Raw genomic sequence first — 14,358 nt, forward strand, 5'->3', positions numbered from 1 at the left:
GGACTTCCCCTTAACATTATTGGTTTTGGCAGGGTTGTGGATAACGTGCTTTACGCTCCAGATCGTCGAGATCTATATGGTTACGCATGTACTGCTGACTGGCGTCCACCAGCGGCTGGTGATCCCAGCTCTTCAGCTTGCCGATGGTCAGCGCTTTGGCGACAAAGCGCCGACGCCGCTGACTCGCGAGCACCTGTTGGTGGATCGCCGGAATGTCCCATTTGGCCCGCGCTTCGGCGAGAAAATCGTCGAACAGCTGGCGATGTTGCGGTGATTGACTGAGTTCTTCCTGTTCGCGCGGGTCGTTATGTACATCGAAGAGTAGGCAAGGGTCGTCTTCGCTGTAGATGAATTTGTAAGCACCGCGACGAATCATCATCAACGGGCTGATGGTGCCTTCGGCCATGTACTCGCCGAAGACTTCGTCGTGACCGCCCTGCCCTTGCAGATGCGGAACCAGCGAACGGCCGTCGAGTGGCAGGCCGGGCTCCAGCGAGCCGCCCGCCAGTTCGACGAACGTTGGCAACAGGTCGGCTGTTGAAACCGAGGCGCTGACCCGGCCCGCGCCGAATTGCCTTGGCGCACTTATCAACAGGGGGACTCGCGCTGCCATTTCATACCAGTGCATTTTGTACCAGAGGCCGCGCTCGCCGAGCATGTCGCCGTGGTCGCCGGAGAAGACGATAATGGTGTCGTCGATCAAGCCAGTATCTTCGAGCGTTTGCAGGAGTTTGCCGACGTTGCTGTCGATATAGCTGCAAGCACCGAAATAAGCGCGTCGTGCATCGCGAATCTTATCCACAGGCAACGGTTTGTCCCAGAGGTCGTAGACCTTCAGCAGGCGCTGGGCGTGTGGATCGAGTTCCGTCTGGGCAGGTGTTTCAGGCAACGGGATGTCGGCGTCGTCGTACAAATCCCAGAAAGCCTTGGGAATGGTGTACGGGTCGTGTGGGTGAGTCATCGACACGGTCAGGCAGAACGGCTGGTCGCCATCCTCGCGAATGTGATCGAACAGGTATTGCTGGGCCTTGAATACCACCTCTTCGTCGAAATCCAGCTGATTGGTGCGCACGCAGGGCCCGGCTTGCAGCACCGACGACATGTTGTGATACCAGGTCGGCCGCACATCCGGCTCGTCCCAGTTCACCGCCCACCCGTAGTCGGCCGGGTAGATATCGCTGGTCAGGCGTTCTTCATAGCCGTGCAACTGGTCCGGTCCACAGAAATGCATCTTGCCCGACAGCGCGGTGCGATAGCCGAGGCGGCGCAGGTAGTGAGCGTAAGTCGGTACATCGGCCGGAAAATCCGCCGCGTTGTCATAGGCGCCGATCTTGCTCGGCAACTGGCCACTGACCAGGGTAAAACGCGACGGCGCGCACAATGGGCTGTTGCAGTAGGCGGCGTCGAATACCACGCCTTGTGCGGCGAGGCGGCTCAAATTCGGCAGTTTGACAGGCGATGGGCCGTAGATTGGCAACATTGGCGCGGCCATTTGATCGGCCATGATGAAAAGAATGTTCTTGCGCTTCATGTGTTCGCGGCATTCCATAGTGGATGTTTATGCGAGAGTGCTGGGATCGAGGATGGAGCCCATGCACTTTGTGGTAAAGCCCATGCACGGCAATGACTAGGATAAGCACAGCTTATGTATGACGCCCTCGGTGACCTGTCCCTGGATCTGCTTCGCGCATTCGAAGCAGCGGCTCGCCAACGCAGCTTTACGGCCGCCGCCAATGAGCTCGGCACCACTCAGCCTGCCATCAGCCAACAGATCAAAAGGCTGGAAGAACAATTGGCCACGCGGCTGTTCGACCGCATTTATCGCGGCATCGAACTAACTGAGGCTGGCATGATCCTTTTCGAGCAGGTTCAGCTCGGATTGCAGAATATCGACGCGGGATTGAGTGCAATCAGCGCACAGCATCAGCATGAGGTGCTGCAAGTAGCGACCGATTTTGCCTTCGCTGCCTACTGGCTGATGCCGCGCCTGCACCGCTTTCACGCGGCCAATCCGCAGGTGGATGTCAGCCTGGTCACCAGTGAGCGCAGCCACAACATGCTGCGCACGGATATTGACGTGGCAGTCTTGTTCGGTGATGGGCGCTTCAAGCAGGGTGAAGGCCGCTGGTTGTTCAGCGAAGAGGTATTTCCGGTGTGCAGTCCACAGCTCCTGGATGGGCGTGCCCTGCCCTTGCCCGCCCAGTCGTTGTTGGAGTTGCCGTTGCTGCACTTGCGCGGCGAGAACAGCAGCAACTGGTTTGACTGGAGCGGAGTGTTCCGAGAGTTGGGCATCACCTCGGCCCCGGCCCCCGGACAGTTACGCTTCGACAACTACACCCTGCTGATACAAGCCGCGATTGGCGGACAGGGAGTCGCCATTGGTTGGCGACACCTTGTGGATAACTTGCTGACGCAGGGTTTGTTATGTCGGCCGATCGCCGAAACGGTGATGTCACGCCTGGGCTATTACGTGGTTGTGCCCCAACGCAAACGGCGCGGGGCGCTGATTCAGCAGTTCGTCGATTGGTTGATGGAAGAGCAAGCCTGCAGTGCGCAATCGCTGACAGGGCTTTCGTTTCCTTCGATTGCGGTTTGAACGATCAACAGATCGTCCGAACGGTTATGAAGTCGCCACAAAACTCACATGCTCACCGACATGCAGGTTCAGGTGCAGCTCATCGGTAATACCCGTCGCCGTGCGGGCCAGACGTTGCAGTGGTTCGGCCAGTCCCGGTTCAAGGTTGCCGCTGATCTGACTGAAATGCTCAATGCTGAGTCCCGCCACGCCACGTGGGGCGTTCACCATCGTCCATTGCAAGGCACTGCTTTGCAGCGCTTCGCGGATTTCTTCGGCGGCATGGCGTTGCAATCCGTCCTCGGTCTCCGGATCGTCCAGAACCTCGAAATTTCCCACAACAAACAACCGTGCGATGCCCGCGGCCTGCATGCCCTCTATCAACGCATCGACTGCCAGCACTTGCTCGACCGGGCCGGGCACAATGGTTTTTTCCACGTGCTCACTGTTGAATGGCAAACCCGGTGCGTCTAACAAACAGATGACGGCCGAACTGCCTGCCACGCTTTGCTTCACTCGCTGCGCTTCGAACAGGTCTCCCGTCTTGGTGCGCAAACCCGGCCGCGGTGCCAGCGCCGTCAGGTCGTCAAGAATGGCGATCACTTCATGTTGGCGCCGAAGCATTTCAGCCATCAGCGCACTGCCCAGGCTACTCATGGCACCATAAAGCACCACTTTCACCACCGGCGTTTCGGCGTTTTTCATGGCTGAACTCCCTTGTTTTCCTTCGTATATGGCGTGTGACATGCATGGAGCGACAAGGGTTCGACTGAGTTATAGAGGGATTCACATGCAGCGGATCAAGGGCTATCACGCCCACGTGTATTTCGACGCCAGCAGCATCGATCAGGCGCGCGCCTTGTGCGAGCAAGCCGCACAACTGTTTCCGCTGAAAATGGGTCGCGTCCACGAGCGCCCGGTCGGACCGCATCCGGACTGGAGTTGCCAACTGGCGTTCGGGCCGGAGTTGATCGGCGAAGTGCTCCCGTGGCTGGCGCTCAACCGCAAGGGACTGGTGGTGTTCCTGCATCCGGACACCGACAACGACTTGTTGGATCACCGCGATCACGCGATCTGGATGGGCGCGGTCCGGCCACTGGACCTGTCTATTTTCTGATCAGAGTTTCTTCGGCTTTACCCGGCAAATGCTCATCCAGGTGCAGCCACCGCAGGCTGTCCGCGATGGCCTTGGCTCGGTATCGCGTCTGCCGCCGTCCGACGACCGGTTGCACAACCGGTCAATGCTTTCATCGCCGAAAGCTGGCTGAAAGCTTCCCCGATTAGGATCGCCCCACTACCGGCAACAGACCGGTCGGCCATTGCCGGCGTTTTATCGCTCGCACAGCCCATTTAACAACAACAATGGTGATTCTGATGTCCTCCTCTATCCGCCGCTTCGCCGCCACTCCGCCCGTACGTTTCGTGCTTCCCGTTCTGCGCTGATCTCGCCCGATCCGCCCATTCCCTAGCCGCGCTACGCCTGGAGTATTCCCATGCTGACTTTCCTTGGCTTCGCCATGGTCATCACGTTCATGTTCCTGATCATGACCAAGCGCCTTTCCGCGCTGATCGCCCTGATCATCATTCCAATCGTCTTCGCCCTGTTCGGCGGTTTCGGTCCGAAAATCGGCCCGATGATGCTCGAAGGCATCACCAAACTCGCGCCGACCGGCGTGATGTTGATGTTCGCGATTCTTTACTTTGCCTTGATGATCGACTCCGGCCTGTTCGACCCGGCCGTGCGCAAGATCCTCAAAATGGTCAAGGGCGATCCGTTGAAGGTTTCGGTCGGCACCGCCGTACTCGCGCTCGTCGTCTCCCTCGATGGTGACGGCGCGACCACTTACATGATCTGCGTGGCCGCCATGCTGCCGCTCTACAGCCGCATCGGCATGAGCCCGCGGATCATGGCCGGTCTGATCATCCTCGCCGGTGGTGTGATGAACATGACCCCATGGGGTGGCCCGACCGCCCGTGCCGCCAGTGCGCTGCATGTGGATCCGTCGGCGATCTTCGTACCGATGATTCCGGCCATGGCGGCCGGTGTGGTGGCGATCCTCGCGATCGCTTATTTCTACGGCAAGCGTGAGCGGGCCCGTCTGGGTGAACTGCACCTGGTGGGTGATGAAATCGACCACAGTGAAATCAGTGTTTCGCAGTTCCCGGACGCCCGTCGTCCGAAGCTGATCTGGTTCAACGGCGCCCTGACCCTGGGCCTGATGTGCACCCTGATCGCCGGCCTGTTGCCGCTGCCGGTGCTGTTCATGGTGGCGTTCAGCATCGCGATGATCGTCAACTACCCTTGCCTGCAACAGCAGAAAGATCGCGTCGCGGCCCACGCCGGGAGCGTGCTGGCGGTTGTCGGACTAATCTTTGCCGCGGGGATCTTCACCGGTATCCTGTCGGGCACCGGCATGGTCGATGCCATGTCGAAAAGTCTGTTGGCAGTGATCCCGGATTTCCTCGGCCCGTACCTGGCTGTGATCACGGCGTTGGTGAGCATGCCGTTCACCTTCTTCATGTCCAACGACGCGTTTTATTACGGCGTATTGCCGGTACTGGCCGAAGCCGCCAGCCACTACGGTATAACCGCCGTGGAAATGGCACGTGCCTCGATCGTCGGTCAGCCCGTCCACTTGTTGAGCCCGCTGGTACCCTCCACCTACCTGTTGGTGGCCCTGGCCGGGATCGACTTTGGTGATCACCAGCGCTTCACCCTGAAGTGGGCAGTGCTGGTGTGCATGTGCATACTGGTTGCCGCATTGCTGATGGGGATTTTTCCGCTGTTCAGCACTCTATAAGCCCAAGACTCACCGCAACGGGTCCAGGCTTCGCTGTTTGAAGCCCGGGCCCGTTGTGGTTTAACAATCGCTCAAAGGAATACACATGGAATGGCTGACCAACCCTGAAATCTGGGTTGCCTTCTTCACCCTGACCGCCCTGGAAATCGTCCTGGGTATCGATAACATCATCATGATTTCGATCCTGGTCAGCCGCATGCCCAAGCACATGCAGGCGCGCACCCGGATTTTCGGCCTGGCCCTGGCCATGATCACGCGAATCCTGTTGCTGCTGTCCATTACTTGGGTCATGCGCCTCACCGCCGACCTGTTCGAAGTGTTCGGCCAGGGCATTTCCGGGCGTGACCTGATTCTGTTCTTCGGTGGTCTGTTCCTGTTGTGGAAGAGCTCGCAAGAGATGTACCACGCGCTGGAAGGTGAAGACGAAAGCAACGAAGAACCTTCGGGCAAGGGCGGTAACTTCCTGTACACCATCATCCAGATCGCGATCATCGACATCGTGTTCTCGCTGGACTCGGTCATCACCGCCGTCGGCATGGTGTCCCATGTGCCGGTCATGGTGGCGGCGATTGTCGTGGCCGTTCTGGTGATGATGCTGGCCGCAGGCACCATCAGCGACTTCATCGACAAGCACCCGTCGCTGAAAATGCTGGCGCTGTCGTTCCTGTTGGTGGTCGGTACCGTACTGATTGCCGAATCCCTGGACGTGCACGTACCGAAAGGCTACGTCTACTTCGCCATGGCGTTCTCGCTGGCGGTGGAAGCGATCAACATCAAGATGCGCACCGCGATGGCGAAAAAACGCAAACAGCAGGACCCGGTGAAACTGCGCAAGGATATTCCGGGGCAATAATCTAGGTTGATAGAGCTCTGTGGGATAAGAGCTCCCTCGCCGCAGTCACGCAGTGAGCAAGGGGACCTTCGGGTCCCTTTGTCATTTTCCGCACAGAGCTGTTTTCATGACAGTTTTGTTTCAATCACGTCTTTAGCTATGCGATGCTGGCGCCCGGACCGTTAGCCAACTACAGCTTAAGTACAGAACGTAGATCGTCGCGCGGCACCGTCAACTTGCCCCTTTGGGGCGCCACACCACAGGGGGTCTGTATGCTCACCCTGCTCAATCTGCTCTCCGCCGTGGCCTTGCTGATCTGGGGCACGCACATCGTCCGAACCGGCATCTTGCGGGTTTACGGTTCCAACCTGCGCCATGTCATCAGCCAGAACATGTCCAAACGCTGGCTGGCGTTCGTTTCCGGGATCGTCGTCACCGCGATGGTACAGAGCAGCAACGCCACCGCGATGCTGGTCACTTCGTTTGTCGGTCAGGGCCTGATGGCGCTGACGCCGGCGCTGGCGACCATGCTGGGTGCGGATGTCGGTACGGCGTTGATGGCGCGGGTGCTGACGCTCGACCTGTCATGGCTGTCGCCGCTGCTGATTTTCCTCGGGGTGATTTTCTTTCTATCGCGCAAACAGACCCGCCTTGGCCAGATGGGCCGCGTCGCGATCGGGCTGGGCTTGATCATTCTCGCCCTGCAATTGATCGTCGAAGCCGCGACGCCCATTACGCATGCGCAAGGGGTGAAGGTGATCTTCGCCTCGCTGACCGGCGACATCCTGCTCGACGCCCTGGTCGGTGCGCTGTTCGCGATGATTTCCTACTCCAGCCTCGCGGCGGTGCTGCTGACCGCTACCCTGGCCGGCGCCAGCGTGATCAGCCTGCCGGTGGCCATCGGCCTGGTGATCGGCGCCAATATCGGCAGCGGTGTTCTGGCGTTCCTCAGCACCAGCATGCAGAACGCTGCCGGACGTCAGGTGGCGCTGGGCAGCCTGTTGTACAAACTGATCGGCCTGGTGCTGATCATTCCTGTGCTCGACCCCTTGGTGCATTGGATCGACAGCCTGGACTTCAGCGCACAGGAAATGGTCATCGGCTTCCATCTGCTCTACAACACGGCGCGCTGCCTGATCCTGCTGCCCAGCGTCGGGCCGATGGCCAGGTTTTGTGCCTGGGTGCTGCCGGAGCGTCCGCAAGCCAACGGCACCGCCAAACCGCGGCATCTGGACCCTACGGCGTTGGTCACACCGAGCCTGGCATTGGCCAATGCGGCCCGGGAAACCCTGCGCATGGGCGACCTGATCGACAACATGCTCGAAGCCATGCTCGACGTGTTGCATGGCAAGCAAACCGCCGTGACTCAGGAAGTGCGGCGCATGGCTGAGGACGTCGAATCGCTCTACAGCGCGATCAAGCTCTATCTGGCGCAAATGCCTCGCGAAGATCTCAGTGATCAGGACAGCCGGCGCTGGGCGGAAATCATCGAACTGGCGATAAACCTGAAACTCGCCAGCGACCTGATCGAACGCATGCTGCGCAAGGTGCAGCAGCAGAAAACCTCGCAACGCCGGTCGTTTTCCGAGGTGGGCCTGGAAGAGTTGGCGGGTTTGCACAGCCAGTTGATTGCCAATCTGCGTCTGGGCCTGTCGGTGTTCCTCAGTGCCGACCCGCAAAGCGCTCGCCAGTTGGTTCGTGAGAAACGTCGTTTTCGCGCACAGGAGCGGCGCCTGGCCCACGCTCATGTCAGCCGTTTGCAACGGAAGATCGTGCAAAGCATCGAAACCAGTTCGCTGCACCTAGAGTTGATTGCCGACATGAAACGTCTGAACTCGCTGTTTTGCAGCAGCGCCTATGTGGTATTGGAAACGTCCGACAGCGGCGCGCTGGTTGTCGACGATTTGACTGACATCACGCATTCTCCCTGAACGTCCACAGTGGCTTGAAGTCTGTTGAACTCACGCTAGCCGTACGGAAGCTCGTTATGCGTTGCCTGCTGTTCGCCTGTCTGTTGCTCGGCTCATTCCCTTCGTTTGCCCTGGATCGCTTTCAGGTCGAGGGTTACTCCCTGCGCAACGGCCTGCAAATTCTGCTCAAGCCCGGTGCCGAGCGCGGGCATGTGGCGATCCGGCTGGTCGTCGGCGTCGGCATCGACGATTTCAACTGTGCGGAAAAAGAGTTGCCGCACCTGCTCGAACATTTGTTATTCAGTGGCATCGACGCCAGTGGCGAAGGCGGACTGGAAGAGCGCATGCAAGCGCTGGGTGGCGAATGGAACGCCTACACCAGCAACGCCGACACCACGTTCGTGATCGAGGCCCCGGCGAAAAACCAGCGCAAAGTTCTTGATCTGCTCCTGGCGTTATTGACCCAGACCCGGTTCGACGACAACGCCATCAACGCCGCCAAACAAGTAGTCGAGCGCGAAGACGGCGGTCACTACTCGCATTTGCAACGCTGGCTGGATCGTCAGGACCTGGGTCACACCGCCAGTAAGCAATTGGCCGTGGAGTTGGGCCTCAAATGCTCCGCGCGCGCAGAAGTCGAGCAACTGACCCGCGAGCAATTGGAGAAAGTCCGCAAGGATTGGTACGCGCCCAACAACATGACGCTGATTGTGGTCGGAGACCTCGATCGTTTGCTGCCGGCCTATCTGGAGCGCACCTACGGCACATTGGTCCCGATCGAACCGGGTAATCACCTGCCGCTCCCGCAAATTCAGGCCAGCGCTGCTCACGAGCGCGTCCTGACGCGCGGGTTCCTCGGTGGTGAGGCCAAGCTGCACTGGCTGGTGCCGGAACCGGTGCTGGAGGATCAGCACGACCAAACCTTCGACCTGCTCAAGGACTACCTGGATTGGGCGCTGTATCGCCAGCTGCGCCTGGCGCACAGCTTGTCCTACGGCCCATGGGCCGAGCGTGAGGTGTTCGGTGGCGTCGGCTTCATGAGCCTCAATGCCGATCTTGAGCGCGACGATGTGGACGAGGCGCTGGCGGTGCTGGACGACTTGAAGGCTCAGCTACTCAAGGATGGCCTGAACGCCGAGACCTTCAACCGCCTCAAACAGGCCGCCATTGGCCGCCAGGCCTGGGCCGTCCAAGGCAACAGCGCACTGGCCGATTACTACTGGAGTGCGCTGGGAGACTACGAGAATGGCCGTTTCACCAACCCGGTCAAAGAACTGCAAGCAGTGTCGCTGGCGGAAGCGAACAAGGCCATGCGCGAACTGCTGCTGCAACCGGGGTATGTGCGGGTCGAGAAGCCGCTGCTCAGTTATGACCAGTTGATGTGGGCGATTGTTGGATGGGTGGGGGTGTTGGTTTTAGCGCTATTGGGTTGGCAGATTTACCGCCGGCGGAAGCAAGCGCCCTCGCCATAAAAAAACACTACTCTCTGAAGGGACGTGTAAGACGGAAATGACGGCTACCCTCGCCACGCCGTCGCGCCAGCGGTACCCTGTCAGGGATTTTTCCTACGACTGATGTGAACCGCCGAATGCCGACCCTGACCCTCTTCGTACAGCGCATCCTCGAACTGATGAAGCGCTATCCCGGGGTCATTGCGCTCGGTGGTTTTGTTTCCGGGGTCGGCAGCTTCATTCTGGTGGATCGCCAACAGGGTCTGGCGAGCTGGATCACCACCATCATGCTGATCAGCTGGATCTGGCTGATGCTGGAAAACAGCCTGACCAAGCTGTTCACCCGGATTTTCAAACGGGAAATTCCCCAACCGTTGCTGCGTTACGCGACGCAGATGATCCACCAGGAAAGCCTGTTTTTTGTCCTGCCGTTCTTTTTCATCACTACCACGTGGAACAGCGGCCAGTTCTTCTTCACCGGGTTGCTGGGCATGGCCGCGCTGATTTCCATCGTCGACCCGCTTTACTACAAATGGCTGGCGCCGCGGCGTTGGGCGTTCCTCGCGCTGCATACGCTGACCCTGTTCGCCGCCCTGCTCACCGCGTTGCCGGTGATCATGCATCTGACCACCTCGCAAAGTTTCAAATGGGCGCTGGGTATCGCCGTGCTGTTGTCGTTCCCGAGCCTGGCGTCGATCTTTCCGATCCGTACCGTGCGCAATGCGCTGGCCATTCTAAGTATCACCATCGGCATCGGCGGTATGGGTTGGGTGCTGCGCTCATGGGTGCCGCCGGCGACGCTGTGGATGACCGATGTGGCCATCAGCACACAGATGCAGGATCGCACGCCGGGCGCCAGTCTCGATGAGGTCAGCGTCGAGCAGATCCGCGGCGGAGGTTTGTACGCTTACACCGCGATCAACGCGCCGCGTGGTCTCGACGAGCGGATTTATCATGTGTGGCAGTTCAACGGCAAGGAGGTCGACCGCATCCCGCTGGACATCCACGGTGGGCGCAAGGAAGGCTATCGGGCCTGGACCCACAAGCAGAACTTCCCCGGCAATCCGGCGGGCAAATGGCAGGTTCGGGTGCTCACTGAAGACGGCCAGTTGATTGGCGTGTTGCGCTTCAAGGTCGCGAACAGCACACCGGTCAAAGAAAAGTAAGGCAGTTCGTGCTATTACGTAGGTCAGCGTAATAGCGGAAAAAGCACGGAGCTTATGACCAGCAGCACAATGGCCGGCAATGCCCAACTGGACACCTCGCATGCTCCCGCTCAGATACGGGTGACGGGGGACTGGACGCTTGCCCATTACGCCGACCTCAAGCGCCTGAGCGATAAGCTCGAAGGCCAATACGACGAGAGCACCCACATCGACCTCAATGGCCTCGGCGCCCTCGATACCGCCGGCGCTTCGTTGCTGGTGGAGTTGCTGGGCTCCGAGCGCCTTGGCCGATCCGCGGAACACCCCGATTGCACCCTCTCTTCTGCCGACCGCGCGTTGCTGCAAACGGTCTACCAGTCGCTGACGGATTTCTGCGTGCCGATCAAAGAGCCGGAAATCAGCGTGGGCATTCAGCTGCTGACCCGTATTGGTCGCGCCGTGGACAGGGTCTGGCAAGACACTCTGCAACTGCTGGGTTTCGTTGGCCTGATTCTGGAAACCATCGTCCGCGGCCTGTTCCGCCCCAAACGCTGGCGCATCACGCCGATGGTTGCGCACATTGAGCAGACCGGTCTGGACGCCGCGCCCATCGTTGCCCTGCTGACGTTTCTGGTGGGCGCTGTCGTCGCGTTTCTCGGGGCAACCGTTCTAAGCACGTTCGGCGCCAGCGTATTCACCGTGGACCTGGTGGCGTTTGCCTTCCTGCGTGAGTTCGGCGTGTTGCTGACCGCGATCCTCATGGCCGGGCGCACCGCCAGTGCCTTCACCGCGCAAATCGGCTCGATGAAGGCCAACGAAGAAATCGATGCGATCCGCACCCTCGGCCTCGATCCGATGGAGTTACTGGTCGTGCCGCGCGTCCTCGCCTTGCTGGTCGCGTTGCCGATGCTGACGTTTCTGGCGATGGTGTCGGGGATTGTCGGCGGCGGCGTGGTCTGTGCGGTATCGCTGGATATCTCGCCGGCGATGTTTTTCTCGCTGCTGCAATCGGACATCGGTGTTCAGCACTTTCTGGTGGGGATGGTCAAAGCGCCAATTTTCGCATTCCTGATCGCCGCGATCGGCTGCCTGGAAGGCTTCAAGGTCAGCGGCAGCGCTGAGTCCGTCGGTGCGCACACCACGTCCAGTGTGGTGCAGTCGATTTTCGTGGTGATCGTGCTCGACGCCGTGGCCGCGCTGTTTTTCATGGAGATGAGCTGGTGAATCGTCGACCCCGAGCGCCCGCCGAGGCGGTGATCGAAGTCCGTGGGCTGTGCAACCGCTTCGGCAGTCAGAGCGTGCACGAAAACCTCGACCTGGATTTGTACAAGGGCGAGATTCTCGCCGTGGTCGGCGGCTCCGGCAGCGGCAAGTCGGTGTTGCTGCGCAGCATTGTCGGCTTGCGCCAGCCCAGCGAAGGCTTGGTCAAGGTGTTCGGGCAAAACCTGCCGACCCTGCCGGAACACGAGCGCTCGCTGGTTGAACGGCGCTTCGGCGTGCTGTTCCAGAAAGGCGCCCTGTTCTCTTCATTGACCGTGACCGAGAACGTCGCCCTGCCCCTGATCGAACACGCCGGCCTGAGCCGTGACGATGCCGAGCATTTGGCGGCCGTGAAACTGGCTTTGGCCGGTTTGCCGCTGTCGGCGGCGGATAAATACCCGGCCTCCCTGTCCGGCGGCATGATCAAGCGCGCCGCTCTGGCACGGGCCTTGGCGCTGGACCCGGATATCCTGTTTCTCGACGAACCCACCGCCGGCCTCGATCCGATTGGCGCTGCAGCTTTCGACCAGTTGATCCTGACTTTGCGCGATGCCTTGGGCCTGAGCGTTTTCCTGGTGACTCACGACCTCGACACGCTCTACACCATCACCGACCGGGTGGCGGTGCTGGCGCAAAAGAAAGTGCTGGTGGCGGACGCCATCGACAAGGTGTCGGAAACCGACGACGCGTGGATTCACCAATACTTCCATGGCCCTCGCGGCCGCGCGGCATTGACAGCCGCACAACAGCTCAACGAGGTCTGACATGGAAACCCGAGCCCATCATGTATTGATCGGCCTGTTCACCGTGATTGTGGTGGCGGGCGCCCTGCTTTTTGGTTTGTTTTTGGCCAAGTCCAGCGTCGACCGCGAGTTCAAGGATTACCAGGTCGTCTTCAATGAGGCCGTCAGTGGTTTGTCCAACGGCAGTTCGGTGCAGTACAGCGGGATCAAGGTGGGCGACGTGGTGTCGCTGCGCCTTGACCCCAAAGACCCGCGCCGGGTCTTGGCGCGGATTCGCTTGGGTGGGGATACGCCGGTCAAGGAAGACACACAGGCCAAACTGGCGCTGACCGGTGTCACCGGGACGTCGATCATCCAGCTCAGCGGGGGTACACCACAAAGCCCGACGCTCAAAGGCAAGGACGGAAATCTGCCGACGATAGTTGCATCGCCCTCGCCCATCGCCCGTCTGCTCGAAGACAGCAACGACCTGTTGACTGGCGTGAACACACTGATGCACAACGCCAACCTGATGTTTTCCACGGAAAACATCGAGCGCATCAGCAAGACTCTCGATCATCTGGAGCAAACCACGGGTGTGATTGCCGAGCAGCGTGGCGACATTCGTCAGGCCATGCAGCAACTGGCAACGGTCGGTAAACAGGCCGGCACCATGATGGAACAGACCTCGGCGCTGATGCGCAACGCCAATGGCTTGCTCAACGATCAGGGCAAACAGATGTTCGGTAGCGCCGAACAGGCCATGAAGTCGCTGGAACACAGCAGCGCGACGATCAACGCGTTGCTGACCGCCAATCAGGACTCGATCAACAACGGCATGCAGGGCCTCAACGGTCTTGCCCCGGCGGTACGCGAGCTGCGCGAAACCCTCACCTCGCTGCGCGCCATCTCTCAACGTCTTGAGGCCAACCCCAGTGGTTACCTGCTCGGCAGTGACAAGCACAAGGAATTCACTCCATGAAGCTGCACTTCATCGCCCTCCTCGCCGGTTTCATGCTGATCAGTTCCTGCTCGATCCTGCCCAAGCCCGAGCCCTTCGATGTCTATCGCTTGCCTTCGGCCCAGAGTCATGCGGCGGGCGGTCAAGGCGCGCCGCAGCGCTGGTCATTGCGCCTGACCAAGCTGCAGGCGAGCGAAGCATTGAACAGCCCGAACATAGCGGTCATCCCTCAAGGCGACGTTATCAGCAGCTATAAAGGCTCGCGCTGGAGCGATCCGGCACCGGTGCTATTGCGCAATCGCCTGCTCGATGGTTTCCAGCGCGATGGTCGCGTCTCGCTGCTGAGCACCGATGACAGCATTTTCCAGACGGACCTGGAGCTGGGCGGCGTCCTGCAAGCATTCCAGACCGAATACCAGGGCACGAGTGCCAGCGTGGTGGTACGCGTGGATGCGTTGCTGGTGCGCAGCTACGACCAGCACATCCTCGCCAGCCGCCGCTTTGAAGTGCGCCAGCCACTCAGCGATGTGAAAGTACCGGCGGTGGTGGCCGGGTTTGGCCTGGCCAGTGATCAATTGACCACGCAGGTGGTGAATTGGGCGGTTGCGCAAGGGCAAAAACTCGAGCCTCCCGCGAAACCTTGAAGGTGCGGACCTTATCGCTGGCAAGCCAGCTCCCACTGAAACTGCGCGGTCCTTGTG

Annotated in this window: 13 protein-coding genes; 11 read left to right on the plus strand and 2 right to left on the minus strand. The window is 59.9% G+C overall.

What is annotated here, in order from left to right; translation table 11 throughout:
- Positions 1-16 precede the first annotated feature (16 nt).
- The gene (gene betC, locus M5G20_RS27635; RefSeq protein ID WP_273921797.1) at positions 17-1,531 is read right to left on the minus strand and encodes a choline-sulfatase; all 1,515 of its coding nucleotides are present in this window, start codon (positions 1,529-1,531) and stop codon (positions 17-19) included.
- 114 nt (positions 1,532-1,645) lie between these two features.
- On the opposite strand from betC, the gene M5G20_RS27640 reads away from it, so the two are divergent.
- A complete protein-coding gene (locus tag M5G20_RS27640; protein ID WP_273921798.1) occupies positions 1,646-2,596 on the plus strand; it encodes a choline sulfate utilization transcriptional regulator in 951 nt (316 codons plus the stop codon).
- 24 nt (positions 2,597-2,620) lie between these two features.
- On the opposite strand, the gene M5G20_RS27645 is transcribed toward M5G20_RS27640, so the two are convergent.
- Complete coding sequence (locus tag M5G20_RS27645; RefSeq protein WP_273921799.1) at positions 2,621-3,280, minus strand: NAD(P)-dependent oxidoreductase; 660 nt, start codon at positions 3,278-3,280, stop codon at positions 2,621-2,623.
- Between the two features lie 85 nt (positions 3,281-3,365).
- Here M5G20_RS27645 and M5G20_RS27650 point away from each other — a divergent pair, with 85 nt between their 5' ends.
- The 10 genes from M5G20_RS27650 (at position 3,366) to M5G20_RS27695 (ending at position 14,301) form a co-directional block, all read left to right on the plus strand.
- Positions 3,366-3,692: a DOPA 4,5-dioxygenase family protein gene (locus tag M5G20_RS27650; protein WP_273921800.1), complete on the plus strand. Its 327-nt coding sequence runs from the start codon at positions 3,366-3,368 to the stop codon at positions 3,690-3,692.
- Between the two features lie 376 nt (positions 3,693-4,068).
- Positions 4,069-5,376, plus strand: coding sequence for a CitMHS family transporter (locus M5G20_RS27655; protein WP_273921801.1), 1,308 nt, complete (start codon positions 4,069-4,071; stop codon positions 5,374-5,376).
- Positions 5,377-5,461: 85 nt separating this feature from the next.
- Complete coding sequence (locus tag M5G20_RS27660; RefSeq protein ID WP_273921802.1) at positions 5,462-6,229, plus strand: TerC family protein; 768 nt, start codon at positions 5,462-5,464, stop codon at positions 6,227-6,229.
- A 251-nt stretch (positions 6,230-6,480) separates the two neighbouring features.
- Positions 6,481-8,139 carry a Na/Pi cotransporter family protein gene (locus tag M5G20_RS27665; protein WP_273921803.1) on the plus strand — a complete coding sequence of 553 codons (1,659 nt, stop codon included), beginning with the start codon at positions 6,481-6,483 and terminating at the stop codon, positions 8,137-8,139.
- Between the two features lie 56 nt (positions 8,140-8,195).
- On the plus strand, positions 8,196-9,590 hold the full coding sequence (locus M5G20_RS27670; RefSeq protein ID WP_273921804.1) for a M16 family metallopeptidase: 1,395 nt from the start codon (positions 8,196-8,198) through the stop codon (positions 9,588-9,590).
- A gap of 116 nt (positions 9,591-9,706) precedes the next feature.
- Positions 9,707-10,735: a DUF5924 family protein gene (locus M5G20_RS27675; protein ID WP_273921805.1), complete on the plus strand. Its 1,029-nt coding sequence runs from the start codon at positions 9,707-9,709 to the stop codon at positions 10,733-10,735.
- Between the two features lie 54 nt (positions 10,736-10,789).
- Positions 10,790-11,938 (plus strand): ABC transporter permease, encoded by a 1,149-nt coding sequence (locus M5G20_RS27680; protein ID WP_273921806.1) that lies wholly within the window; start codon positions 10,790-10,792, stop codon positions 11,936-11,938.
- Complete coding sequence (locus M5G20_RS27685) at positions 11,935-12,738, plus strand: ABC transporter ATP-binding protein (protein ID WP_273921807.1); 804 nt, start codon at positions 11,935-11,937, stop codon at positions 12,736-12,738. The genes M5G20_RS27680 and M5G20_RS27685 overlap by 4 nt, the downstream gene beginning before the upstream one ends.
- A gap of 1 nt (position 12,739) precedes the next feature.
- Entirely contained in the window at positions 12,740-13,678 is a 939-nt protein-coding gene (locus M5G20_RS27690; protein ID WP_273921808.1) for an MlaD family protein, read from the plus strand.
- Complete coding sequence (locus M5G20_RS27695; protein WP_273921809.1) at positions 13,675-14,301, plus strand: ABC-type transport auxiliary lipoprotein family protein; 627 nt, start codon at positions 13,675-13,677, stop codon at positions 14,299-14,301. The genes M5G20_RS27690 and M5G20_RS27695 overlap by 4 nt, the downstream gene beginning before the upstream one ends.
- The last annotated feature ends 57 nt before the right edge of the window (positions 14,302-14,358 follow it).

The organism is Pseudomonas sp. TNT2022 ID1044, from assembly GCF_028656895.1.
In the GTDB taxonomy this organism is placed as follows: domain Bacteria; phylum Pseudomonadota; class Gammaproteobacteria; order Pseudomonadales; family Pseudomonadaceae; genus Aquipseudomonas; species Aquipseudomonas reinekei.